This window comes from Fulvivirga maritima (assembly GCF_021389955.1).
Classification (GTDB): Bacteria; Bacteroidota; Bacteroidia; order Cytophagales; family Cyclobacteriaceae; genus Fulvivirga; species Fulvivirga maritima.
Genome location: NZ_CP089980.1, coordinates 4,439,479 through 4,454,284 on the forward strand (window position 1 = coordinate 4,439,479; position 14,806 = coordinate 4,454,284).

Annotated in this window: 13 protein-coding genes and 1 pseudogene; 4 read left to right on the top strand and 10 right to left on the bottom strand. The window is 37.6% G+C overall.

The window, feature by feature from the left end; genetic code table 11:
- The first annotated feature begins 138 nt into the window (after positions 1–138).
- Positions 139–2,358 carry a TonB-dependent receptor gene (locus tag LVD15_RS18800; protein WP_233776752.1) on the top strand — a complete coding sequence of 740 codons (2,220 nt, stop codon included), beginning with the start codon at positions 139–141 and terminating at the stop codon, positions 2,356–2,358.
- 46 nt (positions 2,359–2,404) lie between these two features.
- Positions 2,405–5,200, top strand: a complete 2,796-nt coding sequence (locus LVD15_RS18805; RefSeq protein WP_233776753.1) for an AAA domain-containing protein — start codon at positions 2,405–2,407, stop codon at positions 5,198–5,200.
- Between the two features lie 92 nt (positions 5,201–5,292).
- Here LVD15_RS18805 and LVD15_RS18810 read toward each other — a convergent pair whose 3' ends face one another.
- The 8 genes from LVD15_RS18810 to LVD15_RS18845 form a co-directional block, all read right to left on the bottom strand.
- Positions 5,293–5,982 carry a potassium channel family protein gene (locus LVD15_RS18810; RefSeq protein ID WP_233776754.1) on the bottom strand — a complete coding sequence of 230 codons (690 nt, stop codon included), beginning with the start codon at positions 5,980–5,982 and terminating at the stop codon, positions 5,293–5,295.
- A gap of 12 nt (positions 5,983–5,994) precedes the next feature.
- Positions 5,995–7,812 carry a TrkH family potassium uptake protein gene (locus tag LVD15_RS18815; RefSeq protein ID WP_233776755.1) on the bottom strand — a complete coding sequence of 606 codons (1,818 nt, stop codon included), beginning with the start codon at positions 7,810–7,812 and terminating at the stop codon, positions 5,995–5,997.
- Between the two features lie 162 nt (positions 7,813–7,974).
- Positions 7,975–8,502, bottom strand: coding sequence for a hypothetical protein (locus LVD15_RS18820; protein ID WP_233776756.1), 528 nt, complete (start codon positions 8,500–8,502; stop codon positions 7,975–7,977).
- A gap of 200 nt (positions 8,503–8,702) precedes the next feature.
- Positions 8,703–9,230, bottom strand: coding sequence for a hypothetical protein (locus LVD15_RS18825; RefSeq protein WP_233776757.1), 528 nt, complete (start codon positions 9,228–9,230; stop codon positions 8,703–8,705).
- A gap of 564 nt (positions 9,231–9,794) precedes the next feature.
- Positions 9,795–10,451, bottom strand: coding sequence for an SdpI family protein (locus tag LVD15_RS18830; RefSeq protein ID WP_233776758.1), 657 nt, complete (start codon positions 10,449–10,451; stop codon positions 9,795–9,797).
- Positions 10,448–10,711 carry an autorepressor SdpR family transcription factor gene (locus LVD15_RS18835; RefSeq protein WP_233776759.1) on the bottom strand — a complete coding sequence of 88 codons (264 nt, stop codon included), beginning with the start codon at positions 10,709–10,711 and terminating at the stop codon, positions 10,448–10,450. Before LVD15_RS18835 ends, LVD15_RS18830 begins: the two co-directional genes overlap by 4 nt.
- A 130-nt stretch (positions 10,712–10,841) precedes the next feature.
- Positions 10,842–11,291, bottom strand: a complete 450-nt coding sequence (locus LVD15_RS18840; RefSeq protein WP_233776760.1) for a DUF4348 domain-containing protein — start codon at positions 11,289–11,291, stop codon at positions 10,842–10,844.
- A gap of 571 nt (positions 11,292–11,862) precedes the next feature.
- The gene (locus LVD15_RS18845) at positions 11,863–12,771 is read right to left on the bottom strand and encodes an IS1595 family transposase (RefSeq protein WP_233776761.1); all 909 of its coding nucleotides are present in this window, start codon (positions 12,769–12,771) and stop codon (positions 11,863–11,865) included.
- A gap of 80 nt (positions 12,772–12,851) precedes the next feature.
- Here LVD15_RS18845 and LVD15_RS18850 point away from each other — a divergent pair, with 80 nt between their 5' ends.
- Complete coding sequence (locus tag LVD15_RS18850; RefSeq protein ID WP_233776762.1) at positions 12,852–13,301, top strand: hypothetical protein; 450 nt, start codon at positions 12,852–12,854, stop codon at positions 13,299–13,301.
- 23 nt (positions 13,302–13,324) lie between these two features.
- The gene (locus LVD15_RS18855) at positions 13,325–13,834 is read left to right on the top strand and encodes a hypothetical protein (protein WP_233776763.1); all 510 of its coding nucleotides are present in this window, start codon (positions 13,325–13,327) and stop codon (positions 13,832–13,834) included.
- Positions 13,835–14,065: 231 nt separating this feature from the next.
- On the opposite strand, the gene LVD15_RS18860 is transcribed toward LVD15_RS18855, so the two are convergent.
- On the bottom strand, positions 14,066–14,464 hold the full coding sequence (locus LVD15_RS18860; RefSeq protein ID WP_233776764.1) for a hypothetical protein: 399 nt from the start codon (positions 14,462–14,464) through the stop codon (positions 14,066–14,068).
- A 159-nt stretch (positions 14,465–14,623) separates the two neighbouring features.
- Positions 14,624–14,806, bottom strand: a pseudogene (locus tag LVD15_RS18865) (transposase); the annotation flags it as partial.

A 14,806-nucleotide genomic window follows, 5' to 3' on the forward strand; every position in this document is an offset into this window, starting at 1 on the left:
GTCATAAATACCAACTGATTTTCCTTTTATATAAAGGATAATGCCCTTCATAAGTGTATGGGTGATGTCATCATATTTGAGGTGTTTTGCCCACCTGCCTTTAATAGCTTTGCCCCGATCAAAACCAATTATATTTTTATGAAATTACTTTTTACTACTGTTATTTTCTTAACTACTCTATCCCTTAGTTATGGGCAGCAAATCAACGGAAAAGTCGTTGATGGGGATAGTAGGGCTGTAGAAGAAGCCTATATTCTGAATTATCGTTCAGGAAATCATACACACACAGATCACTTTGGCAGGTTTTTAATGGCCAGAGTTTCTCTAGGAGATACATTGGTAGTGAGCCATATTGGCTATGAACCCGCTACCGTGGTGATTACTAATTTAAATGCCCCGCTGCAGGTCAGTATCCAGGAGAAGGTGATCTCTTTAGATGAAATACTGGTATCTCCAGAGATGGATGCTATCAACGTACTTACAGATATTAACCTTAAAACTACTCCTGTTAACTCATCTCAGGAATTACTTAGAAAAGTGCCTGGGTTGGTAATTGGTCAGCATGCTGGTGGTGGTAAGGCTGAGCAAATGTTTTTAAGAGGCTTTGATATTGATCACGGTACTGATATAAGCATCTCAGTAGATGGTATGCCGGTAAATATGGTGTCTCATGCTCACGGTCAAGGTTATGCTGACTTGCACTTTCTTATTCCTGAAGCCATAGATAAAATTGATTTTGGAAAAGGACCTTATTATGCCGGACAAGGTGATTTTAACACCGCCGGTTATGTTGGCTTTAAAACCAAAGAAAAACTGGATAACAGCCTGGTAAAGCTAGAGGCTGGTCAGTTTAATACACAACGATTTTTAGGAATGTTTCAGGTGGTAGAGCAAGAAGATCATTCTGCTTATGTGGCTATGGATTATAACCTTACTGATGGACCTTTTGAGAGCTCACAGAATTTCAATCGCTTAAATATGCTTGCCAAATATACAGGTAGGGTATCAGCTACTGATAAAATTTCAATATCAGCCTCTCATTTTACCAGCTCGTGGGATGCTTCCGGTCAAATACCTCAAAGAGCGATAGACAGTGGTCTTATCTCCAGGTTTGGAGCTATAGATGATACTGAAGGAGGAACTACGAGCAGGACGAACCTCATTTTTAACTATGTTAAAACCATAGATGAGAAGACTTTTGTAAAGAGTACCGCTTTTTATACCAAATATGACTTTGAGCTGTTTTCAAACTTTACTTTCTTCTTAGATGATCCCGAAAATGGAGATCAGATCCGTCAGTTTGAGAGCAGAGATATGTTTGGTGCCAATAGCGAATATAACCATACCTTAAATCTATTGGGTAATGAAGCCCTGTTTCAGTGGGGTGCGGGCTTTAGAAATGACCAAAGTAATGGCAATGAACTGTCTCATACACTAAACAGAACTACCACTTTAGATACATTGGCATTAGGTGATATTAATGAAACCAACCTGTATAGTTACGTTAACCTGAGTTATCATTTAGGGAAATGGGTAATCAACCCGGCGTTAAGGGTAGATTATTTTAAGTTCAATTACAATGATCAGCTGGTTACAGCCTATGAAACACAATCAGAATCTGAAGCCATAGTAAGCCCTAAGTTGAATATTCTTTATAATCCTTCTCGTCAGTTACAACTTTACTTGAAGTCAGGTAAAGGGTTTCATTCTAATGATGCCAGAGTGGTGGTGGCTGAGAATGGAAATGAAATACTGCCGGCGGCCTGGGGAAGTGACATCGGCGCTATTTGGAAGCCAACTCCTAAGTTGATTTTAAATGCCGCTTACTGGTACCTTCATTTAGATCAGGAATTTGTGTACGTGGGTGATGCTGGTGTGGTAGAGCCTAGCGGTAAAACCAGAAGAACAGGTGTTGACTTAAGTGTGAGGTATCAACCCGTATCATGGTTGTACTGGGATACAGATGTAAATTATACGTTAGCACGCTCAGTTGATGAGCCTGAAGATAGTGATTACATTCCATTGGCTCCTGATTTTACTGTTATGAGTGGTATCAGTGTTATTCACCCTTCAGGAATTTATGGAGGAGCCAGACTTCGATATATTGATGACAGGCCAGCTAACGAAGATAATTCAATTGTAGCCGAAGGATATACCGTGGTAGATCTGAACCTGGGCTACCAGTGGAAGAATTTTGACTTTGGTATCAATATCCAAAATTTATTTGATACAGACTGGAATGAAACTCAATTTGCAACAGAATCAAGATTGCAAAACGAGCCTGCTCCTGTAGAAGAAATCCATTTTACTCCCGGAGCACCATTTTGGTTCAAAGGCTCAGTAACTTATAAGTTTTAAGTAAAAGTAAGCATCCTTTTTAATAACAGGATGCTTACTTTTGAGTATGGTTTCTAGTCAATTATCAAAAGCAATTCATTATTTTTTTGATTGTTACAGGTCAGATAATCGTGAGCTTTCTATCTTCGATTTTTTAGATAATAAGGTTGAAAATCGCCTGATAATAGAAGGTAGAGAAGAGCTACTTACAGGTGATGCCCCCATCATCCCTATTGAAGATGAAGTGGCGGTAAGCATCCGAAAAAAACTTGAAGTGTACCAAAAAGAAAAGGAGCTGCTATATGCAGCTTTCTTTGTTTGTGGATATTACACTAATACTAGTGGTGAGCAGAAAAGGTTATGCTCTCCGTTGGTCTATTATAATGCTGAAATAGAACAGCGAGAAGATTTTTACTACTTGTCTGTAAAGCCCGACAGTCGGAAGATCAATTATCCTTTAGTGAACTTACTCACAGAATCTGGTACTAATGATCAGCTATACGATCAATTGCATGATCGCCTGCCTCATGAGCTTATGCCTTTTGATAAAATTGCAGGTGTAATAGAGCTATGTAATAACTTTTTTGATCAGGTAGATGCTCAGAGCCTTTACGGCTATCCTGATAATCTTTCGCTTAAGGAAATTAAAAAGGTCATTTCAAGTCTTAAGAGCAATAAAGCAGGGAAATTAAAGCTCGTTCCTGCCAGTATGCTCGGTGTAGTAGCTAAGTCTAGTAATACTAGGGGAGTACTCAATGAGCTGAAGGAAATGATTACTGAGGAAGAGTATTCTGCGCCATTACAATATTTGCTAGACGAGAATCCTGCTATTTCATCTACTTCAGGGGATTATATTAAAGGAAGGATTCCGGTAATTCTGAGTGAGGCACAGCAAGTGATACTTAAGTCTGGCGCAGAGCATCCTGTTACTATGATTGTGGGGCCTCCTGGTACAGGCAAGAGTTATACCATTGGCGCTCTGGCTATTGAGCATATGAGTAGGGGTGAGTCTGTACTTATAGCTTCCCGAACGGACGAGGCAGTAGATGTTATAATTTCTAAAGTAGCTTCTCAGCTGGGCATAGACAGGTGCGTAATTCGTGGAGGCAGAAAGAGAAGGTATCTCACTCCGCTGATGCGTTTTTTGAAGGCTTTGCTGAGTAGGGCGAATAAACTTCGTTACCTGATTGAAGAGTTTGGTATTGCTGGCAGAATGGATGCATTTAAGCTGGCGAAACGGATTACTGAACTGAAAGGGAAATTACAGGAGCTGGAAGAGGACACCCGTACACTGGAGGAAAGCCTGATCTTAGAAGTGGATAATGAAATGCGCTGGGGTGATTACCTTAGTAAGGAGAGAGAAGGTTTATGGAATTGGCTTAAAACGGAATATCTTGATTTAAGGAATAGGTACCAAACACCGGTTTGGAAGATTAGCGAGCGACTGGGAGAGGCAGATGAGCAAAAAATAGAGCAGACTCTGGAGTTGATTAAGCTGAAATATGTATTTCAGATTTTGGAAGTGCTAGAGCATAATTGGAATGATATAAAGCAGTTTAGAGAGGGACTTGGGCTGGCTAGTGATACAGAAACGCTTAAGCTCTTTTCTAAAATAGACTTTAAGGCGATTCTTAAAGCTTTTCCTATTTGGGCTGTTACAATGGCTGATGTAAAAGATGTATTGCCTTTTACTAAGGAAATGTTTGATGTAGTAATTATAGATGAAGCTACTCAATGTGATATTGCCAGCTGTCTGCCTCTGATGCAACGAGCCAAAAGAGTGGTGTTTGCAGGAGATCCATGCCAGCTGAAGCATGTTTCTTTCTTATCAACTGACCTGCAGACCATATTTAGAGAAAAGCATGGCTTGCAAGCGATGAACCCTGAGCATCTCAACGACAGAAGCAAGAGCATTCTTGATTTAGTAATGAGTAAGCTCCATTCCGGGGATCAAATAGCTATGCTCGATGAACATTTTCGTAGTGTTGAGCCCATTATAGCTTTTAGTAACCAGCAATTTTATGATAATAACCTTCATATCATGACTAGCAGGCCAGATCATCAGCCAGATAGCATAGTTATGGAGATGTGCGAAGGTAAGCGAGAGAAAAGAGGTTATAATGAAAAGGAAGCCAGTCTTATTATCAAGCGAATAAGAACATTAATTGATGAGGAAGAAGGGCTGGAAGCAGGAATAGCTACCTCTGTGGGCATACTGTCTCCATTTAGAGGCCAGGTCGATTATCTTGGTGAATTACTGGTTAATGCATTTACCATTAGCGAGATAGAAAAGCATCAGCTTAGAGTAGGTACGGCCTATAGTTTTCAGGGTGAAGAAAGAGACATCATGCATTTATCTTTTGCGGTAGACAAGGATACGCACCATTCGGCTTTCATACATCTTAATAAAGAAGATGTGTTTAACGTGTCAATCACCAGAGCCAGACAAAGGCAATATTTGTATTTATCAATTAAGCCAGAAGAACTTAAAAAGGAGTCGTTATTTAGTATGTATGTTCAGTCTGTAAATAAGCAAAGGCTTAAGTACCAGAATGAAGACGCAGAGCTGCACGACCGCTTTTTAGATGAAGTGTCAGAGGCATTAACAGAAGCAGGAATAAATGAAATGTGGCCTAACTATCAGGTAGCAGGCTTGAGTATGGATTTGTTATTGAAAAAAGAAAACAGATACATAGGTGTCGACTTGATAGGTTTTCCCGGCGCTTATGAGTCAGCTTACGGCGTGGAGCGATACAGGATACTTCATAGAGCAGGCATTAAAGTATTTCCATTGCCTTATTCAGATTGGTATTTCGAAAGAGAGGAGACTTTGAAGGCACTTAACCTGTTTATTAATAATTAAACGGAAACTCAGGCTTTTTAGCAACATGATATAAAAAACACTCGGCCTTTCACAGACCGAGTGTTTCCTCATTACTTTCTATTTCTTATGAATCAGTCTCCTGTTTCAAAGGCTCTTTTTATGTCTTTGTTGCTACCAAAAACCACTAATATGTCTTCTTTATTAAGCTGAGTTTCAGGAGATACTACACCTAGTGCCTGTTTCTTGTAAGTTTCATGCCCAAGCATGTTCTTTTTCTTTACCTTTCTTATGATGGTGATTACGTTAAGGTTGTATTCGCTTCGGAAGTCGCTTTGTAATATCGTTTTGCCAATATAGCGCTCAGGAATTTCTATTTCAAGAATGTTGTAATCAGGAGAAAGTTCAAAGGAGTCGATCACATCTTTTAGCTGTAGCCTTTTAGCTAGTCTGGTGGCAGATTCACTTTCAGGGCTTACAATCTCATGCACCCCAATGGCATCAATCACCGTGCGGTGAAGATCAGAAATGGCTCTGCCTATAATCTTTTTAGCACCAAGTTCTTTTAGCGTGGCAGTGGCCAGTACAGAAGCACCAAAGTCTTCTCCAATACAAACTATCACAGCTTCACATTCCTTTAAAGGCAACGTTTCCATGGCGGTCTTATCACCCGAATCCATACGCATAGTGTGAGCAATGCTATCCTTAAAAGCATTTACTCTATCCATGTCTTTATCTATCCCGATTACTTCAAAACCCATCTCTGTAAGCGCTACAGACAAGGTTGAACCGAAATTTCCTAATCCTATAACAATGTAGTTCATAATTAAATGCTATTAAGTAATAAATACACTTTCGTGCGGATATTGATAAGTATGTGTTTTGGCCTTTCTTATTAGTGCAACAAGAATGGTTAATGTACCTACACGGCCTATAAACATAGTGATTATGATCACGATCTTGCTCAGTACGTGTAAGTCATGAGTAATGCCCAGGCTTAAGCCTACGGTGCTAAAAGCAGAGAAGCATTCAAAAGCCACTGCAATAAGCGGCATCTCCGGATTATATAGGGTCACAAAAAATACCGATAATCCTATTACTAAGAAAGACATGATAATGACAGAAAAGGCCTTTCTTACGGATTCGTTAGAGATTTCTCTTCTAAACAGTTCCACTCTGGTTTTATGCTTGGCTATGCTCAGCGTGTTCAATACGGCCACAGCAAAAGTGGTGGTTTTCAAACCCCCTCCGGTAGAACCAGGAGAGGCGCCGATCCACATCAGTATGAGGTATATTAATACGGTAGGCACAGCTAGTTTACTCATGTCTACAGTGTTAAAACCCGCGGTACGAGGTGTAACAGAACCGAAGATAGATACTATAATTTGTTCATACCATGATAATCCCACCAGTGTATTGTGCTGCTCGGCCCAGAAGTAAGCGGCAAAACCTACTACAAGTAACACTGCGGTAGTTACTAGCACTATTTTAGTGTGAACCGTTAAATGACGTCCTTTGTGTCTATATTGTCCTTCTCCGCACCAGTGATAAAACCTTTGAGAGAAGGTGTATTTAAAGCTATTGTAAACATCAAATATTACTGGGAAGCCTATTCCTCCTAATATTATAAGAGCTGAAATGACCAGGTGCAGTGAATAAACGTGCCTTACTACCGGATCATATAGTCCTTGCGCTAAGGTAGAGAAACCTGCATTACAGAAGGCGGAGATAGAATGGAATAGCGAAAACCATACCGCTTCACCAGGTTCTGACATTTGATCATGAATAGTGAAAAATATAAGCACACTGCCTAGCAGCTCTAAAAAGAGGGTAAAACCGATGATTTTTAGGGTGGTACTCACAATTTTACTCATCCGCTTTTCATTAATAAAATCCTGTATAAAAAGGGTATTTTCAATACTGGAATTACGTTTAAAGAAGAAGCCGAAGAAGCTGGTAAAGGTCATTATTCCTAAACCCCCAATTTGTATAAGGATGAGTATAATTACCTGGCCAAAGTGTGTAAAGTCTTTAGAAGTGTCTAGCACCGCCAGTCCGGTAACACAAACGGCACTGGTTGATGTAAATAATGCATCTATGAGTGAAATGCCGTTATTGGTAGCTTTAGGCAGCATGAGTAATAGCGTACCAATAAGTATGAGTAATAGGAAACTACCAGTAAAAAGTACGGCAGGGTTAATGTCTAGTTTCTGAAACTGTAATGAGCGTTTTGAAAACTCAATAATGAATAGAATGATTACATGAAACCTGATAATAGAAAGATCTGATGCTATGCCGCCAATTATGAGTTTACTTTCTTCTCCTTCTGGCACCAGCCAGTGAAAGAAAAGAATGATCACTAGTATGGCAAATAAAAAATATTCAGAAAAGAGTATCCTTTTACTGGACTTGCCGTACAAGAAGGTAGTTATAACCCTCACTGACAATGTGGCGATAAAACAGAAGATGCAGATTAAGTAATAAAACTGAATACTGGCTGTGGTCCATTCAGGTAGCTTAAATCCGGCTTCAACTATTACACTTATAAAAGCTATTAGGCTTATAAAAAATAGTCCCTTGTCAAGCATCCAAGCCAAGGATCTGGAAAATAGGCCCTTGGGCTCTTCAATGTCGATGTTGTGAAACAACTTCAAGATATAGAAATTCTAAATTGCGGGCGCAAATATGGAAAGAATTGCTACACGGTACAAGAGAAGTACAATAAATGTGCGCTTCTTTACAAACAAGTGTAAAAAAAAAGAGACCGTTTGGTACTACAGCCTCTTTTTGGGGTGATAACGATGTAATGTTCTATTTTAGAAGGATTGGAATTTTCCAGAAACAGTACCAGTCATAGTTGAACTATTGCTCATGGTAAGATTATAAGTAAGGCTGTAATTATCACCACTACCAGATACTGTGATAGAGCCTCCTGTGGCAAAAAAGTAATCATCTGCCTGTTCATCTAATATCTCGTTACCATTGGCGTCTACAGATATGTAGGCGCTCTTGAAATAATATTCGTCATCTTCGGGACTAAGATTATGGGAGAATGTTCCTGTAGAGAAAGAATCTCCAGGTGCATATAATTCAGCATAGATCATAAAAGATCCACTATATCTGCCGGAGGTAGTATTTAGAGTTCCATCTGAGACGGTAAAGTCTATATTGTAATGAGTTCCTTCAACGCCATAATCTTCCATTATGCCAGAGGTGGCGGTGTAAGAATCATCCCCAATTTCGATGGTGCCGTTAGCTGTAGCGGTATCTCCATCATCATCTGAACCGCAAGAGAAAAATAAGCCAAATAGTGCTGCATAGCTAAAAAGTACAACTTTTTTCATAAATGATATTTATTTGATTTGTTATGGAATTTTTAAAAAATAGGTAAATTCTAAATTGAAAGCTCAAATATGTGAAGTTTTGTTACATGGAAAAAGAGAAGTACAATAAATGTGAGCTCCTTTATAAACAAGCATAAAAAAAAGAGACCGTTTGGTACTACAGCCTCTTTTTTGGGGTGATAACGATGTAATGTTATATTTTAGAAAGATTGGAATCTTCCAGACGCACTACCTGTAAGGGTTGATCCATTATTTAGCGTAAGGTTATAAGTGATTGTATAGTTATCACCTCCTCCACTAAGTATGATGGTTCCTCCAGTAGCAAAGTAGTAATCATCTGACAGATCACCTAATTCATTATTGTCATTGGCATCTAGCGTAATAGAGGCACTGGTAAAGTAATAGTCGCTATCTTCAGGGCTCTGATCATAGGTGAATGTACCTGTGGAGAAGGAACTGCCTGGTGCAAATAACTCTGCATAGACCATGAATGATCCATCATAATCTCCAGTGGTAGTATTAACGGTTCCATCCGAAATGGTGAAGTCTATATTATAGTGGGTTCCATCAGACCCGAAATCTACCATAATTCCGGAAGTGGCCGAGTAAGAATCATCTCCAATTTCAATGGTGCCGTTAGCTGCTGCGGTATCTCCATCATCATCAGAGCCGCAAGAGAAAAATAAACCTAATAGTGCTACATAGCTAAAAAGTACAACCTTTTTCATAATTAATATTTGTTTAGTGGTTCGTTATGAAAATTTTACAATAGGGTGATTGGGTTGATTATGAATAAGTTAGTCAAATTTTAATGGTTTTTATACTTATAATCTTTTGATAGTGAGGGTGTCATTACGTGTGTGATGAATAAGGGTAGAATCATAGATTGAAATATCTATGTGTTTTTTCAATTGCTGGGAAAGAAAGACATTTCTGGTTTCGTTCCTTTTGATGATGGCATTCTGTCTTTGAACTATGTATTTATTTAATCATTCCCTGGAGGAAGGGCTAAAGAGCTGACACGTGATTTTATATTAATGAATATTCGCTTTGGAAAAATTAACGGGCAGATAGCTACTATTAGCGACCAAACTTACATGAAGGTGGTAGTGTTGATTAACCTGGAGCGAGTTGCAGAACTGAATAGAGGTGGATAACTAGGCAATACAACCTATTGATATACAATAGCATGATAGAGCCAATAACTTGATAGAATATACCTTTAACTCATTATATAACTATGCTTCTTCTGCCAGGTATAAAGGACTTTTAGGTGTGAGTAAAATATTTATTTAGCTGCTTTGCTTTTGCTTTAGATGGAATACATATGAGTAGATAATAGGTGCAATGGCAAATACGGCTATACCTGCTATACTCACAGGCATAGATAAATTGGAGGGGGTGATAAGTACCAAAATAAGAAACAAAATGCTTCCATACACCCATAATCTTGCCGTAACCCGGTGCGTTTTGTTCCAATTTTCTTTGCTGCGTAGAGTCCAGGGTGTTCTTATGCCTATAAAATAGTTTTGCTTTATAGATTGTAGGTAGTTGCCCAAAATACAGAAAAGCATGAGCAGCAGGTAGGGGAGGTAATCATTTATATTCAGGTTTTGGTTGATGGAGGAGAGTAAGGTAAAACACATTACCACAGAAAGTAATACCATGATAGAAAGCTGCACCCAAAAATATTTGTTTCCCATTTTTTGAATCTGTTGCTTTTTTTGAGTAAAAACAGGCGCTAGCTTAAATGTGGTGTAAGTGAGCAGTAAAATAGCTCCAAAAATATAGGGTACGGTAGTTTTGGAGGCCCAATCATCTGCTTCCCCATTAATGTTAAAATGTATGGGGATTTCTTCAGGCAGTTTGTTCCACAGATAGGCCAGTAGGGCAAAAGGCAGTACTAATATAAGTATAAGGAATATTTCTTTTTCGATGGAGGTTTTCATGGTTGTTGGTCTTTTAGGTTTAGCATCCAGGTTAATAAATCATCAATCACGGTAGTGTTTAGGCTATAAATAACAAATTGACCCTGCTTATCTGAACTTACTAATTCTGCTTGCTTAAGCAAATCTAAATGGTGAGAAATGCTAGGTTTTCCCATATTAAAATGAGCTGCTATTTCTCCGGCACTCCTGTCTTTCAGTTTCAGCAGCTCCAGTATTTCTCTGCGCGTATGGTCATTGAGCGCTTTAAAAGCCTTGTTCATATTATGAATTTACTAATATTTATATATTTCGACAAATATCGAAATAAGTTTTTGGTATAAGTTGGTGTTGTTTTTTGTTTGTGTGTGAGGAGGGTAATGATGGATTTTTCTAAATCAATATAATTTACAATTAAGTAGAAAGATCATCTTTATTAGAAAGGAACCATTTTCCCTGCTTTTTAATAAAGTAATAATGTACATTGATTCCATTGTCGATTCCTAATAACAAGATTTTAGCTGTGTCTGTAAAGATTTTAACCTCTTGTTTGTATGCATCAATTTCTCGAGTGGCATAGTCTTTTTTGTATTCAAAATGGAGATGATGCCAATCGTTAAGAGATCTTTCTTCTTCTATCATACTATCGTCATAGATGTCAAGATGCTTTTCTTTGAATGGGAATAATGTTCTTGAAACTTGAAATAGGGAATCGGATTTAAATCTCTCAAAGAACACATTAAAGTCTTCTTTCGCTTGTGTATGGATTTCGATAGAAGTTAAAGAAGTATGCTCTTTCGAATAATCTATAAATGAGAGCATGCCTAAGATGGCTGTTGTTAATATTAGGTGAAAGTGATGCATGGTTTAGTCTTCTGATTTTATGTAGCTGTAAATATGATAGATCGAATTGAATTTTGCGTACTGTTAAGAGTAACAAGTATATTCTGTTTAGTGGAATAGCTAAGTCACAATTCTATTCTGATTGCACCCTCCTCTGGCATTTATAACACCCTGATCATGGATTACATAAAGGCTAGGCATTACAAATGGAGAATTTATATATCCAACTATACATGATGGACGTGTCAAATGGTAGGTAGTGACATAGTTAGAAGCGGAATAACCAAATTCTATTAAGGTTTAATTATTGGAACTAACAATATTTATTATTCGTTTTTTTTACATATTTTCGTAAAGCCATGAAAGTTGAAGTTTTTGCTACAATCGAAGAAATGAAGTCAGACAGAGTTCCTAGAGAATCATCTGAGAAGGAGATTATTGAGCAAAGACAATTCGTAAAAGGGTTTAAAAAGGCTAGAATCCGTAATATAAAAAGGAACAATTCACTTCCCCATTAATCCCATCTCTGACGTAGGATACATAAAAAGTCTTGAATTGCTAGATAATATTGTTGCTGAATTAGAAAGTAGAACTAGGTGCTTAAGCAATATAATTGGTCCAACATTTTTTTAGGAACAGGAGGATGCATTATCATTCTCTGAACCAATGAGTCGAAAGCAGTATCTTTTGATGAATGCCGATTAAAGCGATAACAATATTCATCCAAATAGCCTTGCAGGTGTTTGCCACTTACTGAATGATGAATGCCCCTGAGCCAACCTTTAAGTTGCTGTATGCACCTGTGTATCAGGTTGAAATTTTCACCAGGATCACTTTTTTGTGAAGTGATTTTATAAACCTTTTTTAAAGGCTTATATCCACTCCACAAGTCAGTTGTTATCTCTGCTTCCGGGCTAATATGCTTGCTGAACAAACGGCCTAGTTGCTCTGTAGAAAAGTTGGCTATTCGCAAAGCATACATACGCTTTACTCCCGTTTTACCTTGCTTTTCAATGACAACAGCCACTTTCTCCTTATTGGCGGCTCCACGCCCAGTCTTACCTTTTCTTTTGCCGCCTGATAATAATTCATCCACTTCACATTGACCTGTGAGAGAAAACTGGCCACTACTTGACATGGCTCTACGAACTTTACTCATAAATAACCAAGCTGTTTTCTGTGTTATCTCATATTTTTGTGCCATCACAATGCTTGAAACACTTTTAGAGGTCGTAGACATTTCAAAAAGGATATAGAATGCCTTTCTCAGGTTAAATTTCAACTTATGAAAAAGTGTATTAGCTGTAACAGATTCACTGTAACGACAGCTTTTGCATACCCTGCCCATTTTTTTACCTGGCCAGAAGTGACGATGTCCACATTTCTTGCATTCATATTCTTTTGAATGTTTGTACTTTGCCAAGTAGTTTAAACAAACCTGATCACTATCAAAATAATCGATAAACTTTAATAAACTCGTATCTTTAAATTCTGTAAACATAAGGATATATTATTCTTTGCTTACATAATATACTAAATAATTTAGTAATTACTAAGTATCTAATTCTATTAGAAAGTAACATGGTGGATTACATGATTGTTGGTGGTACAGCGGTCAATATTCATGGGTTTCACCGATTATCAATTAACCTTCCAAAAGATATACTTTATGATTTTGATATTTGGTATAATCCCACAATTGATAATTTTTATAGGCTAACTTCTGCGCTTGGTAACATTCAACCTGAGAGTAGAAAAGAGTTAAAAGCAATAATATTTGATCCTAAAAGAGCATTTTTAAGAATCACTAAAAAGCCTTTTAAGCTTGAATTATTGCCTGAGATTGCAGGGTTCGACAAAAGGAACTATAAAGAGGTGAAAAGTAGATCAATAAAGTTTGTGATTAATAAAAGCGAAGCCACCATTATAGGCTTTGATGATCTTATTTATGTTAAAAAATCTACTAATAGAGAAATAGACAAGAGAGATGTAGAAGAGCTGAAGAAAGTGAAAAAGAAGAATATTAAATGATGATTATAAAAAAGCTATTCTTCATGACTATAGCATCACTTACCGTATTTTTTATTTGCTCATTTGTATTCTCAGATCAGACAGTGGATATTACTTGTACAGATCATAATTGTTCGGGGGAATATCAGGGGGAAGAGTTTATAAATGGTGATGATATTGCGCATCAATTCTCGAATAAAATGTCTCGAATTGTTGGGGATAAGCTTAAAGAGCTTTTCAAAAATGAAAAGTACTCTAAAGTGGATTTCGATAACATTGAAATGAGTACAGCAGGTATGGGGTCAGGAAATGTTACTTATTACCTTAAAATACCATTTGTTAGAGTAGAAAATAAGTGCGACGCTTATACCTCATTCGATCATGTAGGAGGGTGGAATCATACCCCTGCACTCTCACAACGGAAACACCAATTACAGAAAGCATTGAAGTCTAATCACACACTTGACATCAGTGAGCTAAAAACTACTCCAGAAGGCTTGCAGGAGCATTGGATTCAATGGAAAAATAAAATCACTCAATCAATGTGTGATTAACAACTATGCATAATATCCAGCTAATCTTGCTCTGCCGTGATTATATTACGATTGAAACCTTTTCAGGCATTTGTAATGCCACTTATCATGGAATACATAAGTTAATGGCATTACAAATGTCAAAAGGGTAAGGTAGTCATATAAATAATGACCATGCGGTAACCTTAATTTTCCTTACGGTACTAGCACATTTTGAATGAAGATAATGAACAGAAAAACGAATGCTGCCTGTTATACCGCTTTGATATCATGCATTTTGTTTTTGTAAGGGTCTGACAGAGAGTTGGAGATAGACACTATCGGCACTTTCAATACTTTTGATATCTTTTTGGCATCTTCTATCAGTGAATTTAAATCACCATGATCCATAAGGTTTAATCTTGAATAATCATCGAGTACCAGGTTGAGTTCAAAGCTGTTATATGCGCCTGATTCTCGTGTAACCACATACTCGTTGATAATCTGTAAAGCTTTGGCGTTTTTGAAATCAATCATTTTCCCATCTGCTACTATTTTTTCTTTGCGATAATGGATTAATGCACTGGTGCCGGTAAATAAGCGTACGGCTAGCCCTGCAACAACAAGAATAAAATAAAGAAGATTTACATGGTGGATAGTATATGCTGCCAAATCTGAAAAATTATGAATTTGGTGGAGTAAAAAGCCAGTTAAATAGTCAAAAATAAGAGGTGTTAAGCCAAATAGGACCACCCCCAAGCCTATAATTTTTAATATGCTGCTGGAAGTAATAGTAATACGGTCTTGTTTTTCTTTTATGATTATCCGTAATTAGTCATATGCTGTAATGTTAGCTATAACGAGCCTATCAAAGAGCTTATCACCAAAGTATCGTCTATTGAGTTTGTAAACAAACTCATCGAGATACAATTGAAGGTACTTTCCTTTAATCTTATGGTAGTTCCCTAGAAATGTTCTTTTGGCATTGCTAATGGTAATATGTACCCATTTAAC

Bases quoted from the DNA above. Each gene is read 5' to 3' on its own strand.
- LVD15_RS18800 (WP_233776752.1), top strand. From the start codon at position 139: ATGAAATTACTTTTTACTACTGTTATTTTCTTAACTACTCTATCCCTT.
- LVD15_RS18805 (WP_233776753.1), top strand. From the start codon at position 2,405: ATGGTTTCTAGTCAATTATCAAAAGCAATTCATTATTTTTTTGATTGT.
- LVD15_RS18810 (WP_233776754.1), bottom strand. From the start codon at position 5,982: ATGAACTACATTGTTATAGGATTAGGAAATTTCGGTTCAACCTTGTCT.
- LVD15_RS18820 (WP_233776756.1), bottom strand. From the start codon at position 8,502: ATGAAAAAAGTTGTACTTTTTAGCTATGCAGCACTATTTGGCTTATTT.
- LVD15_RS18825 (WP_233776757.1), bottom strand. From the start codon at position 9,230: ATGAAAAAGGTTGTACTTTTTAGCTATGTAGCACTATTAGGTTTATTT.
- LVD15_RS18830 (WP_233776758.1), bottom strand. From the start codon at position 10,451: ATGAAAACCTCCATCGAAAAAGAAATATTCCTTATACTTATATTAGTA.
- LVD15_RS18835 (WP_233776759.1), bottom strand. From the start codon at position 10,711: ATGAACAAGGCTTTTAAAGCGCTCAATGACCATACGCGCAGAGAAATA.
- LVD15_RS18840 (WP_233776760.1), bottom strand. From the start codon at position 11,291: ATGCATCACTTTCACCTAATATTAACAACAGCCATCTTAGGCATGCTC.
- LVD15_RS18845 (WP_233776761.1), bottom strand. From the start codon at position 12,771: ATGTTTACAGAATTTAAAGATACGAGTTTATTAAAGTTTATCGATTAT.
- LVD15_RS18850 (WP_233776762.1), top strand. From the start codon at position 12,852: ATGGTGGATTACATGATTGTTGGTGGTACAGCGGTCAATATTCATGGG.
- LVD15_RS18855 (WP_233776763.1), top strand. From the start codon at position 13,325: ATGACTATAGCATCACTTACCGTATTTTTTATTTGCTCATTTGTATTC.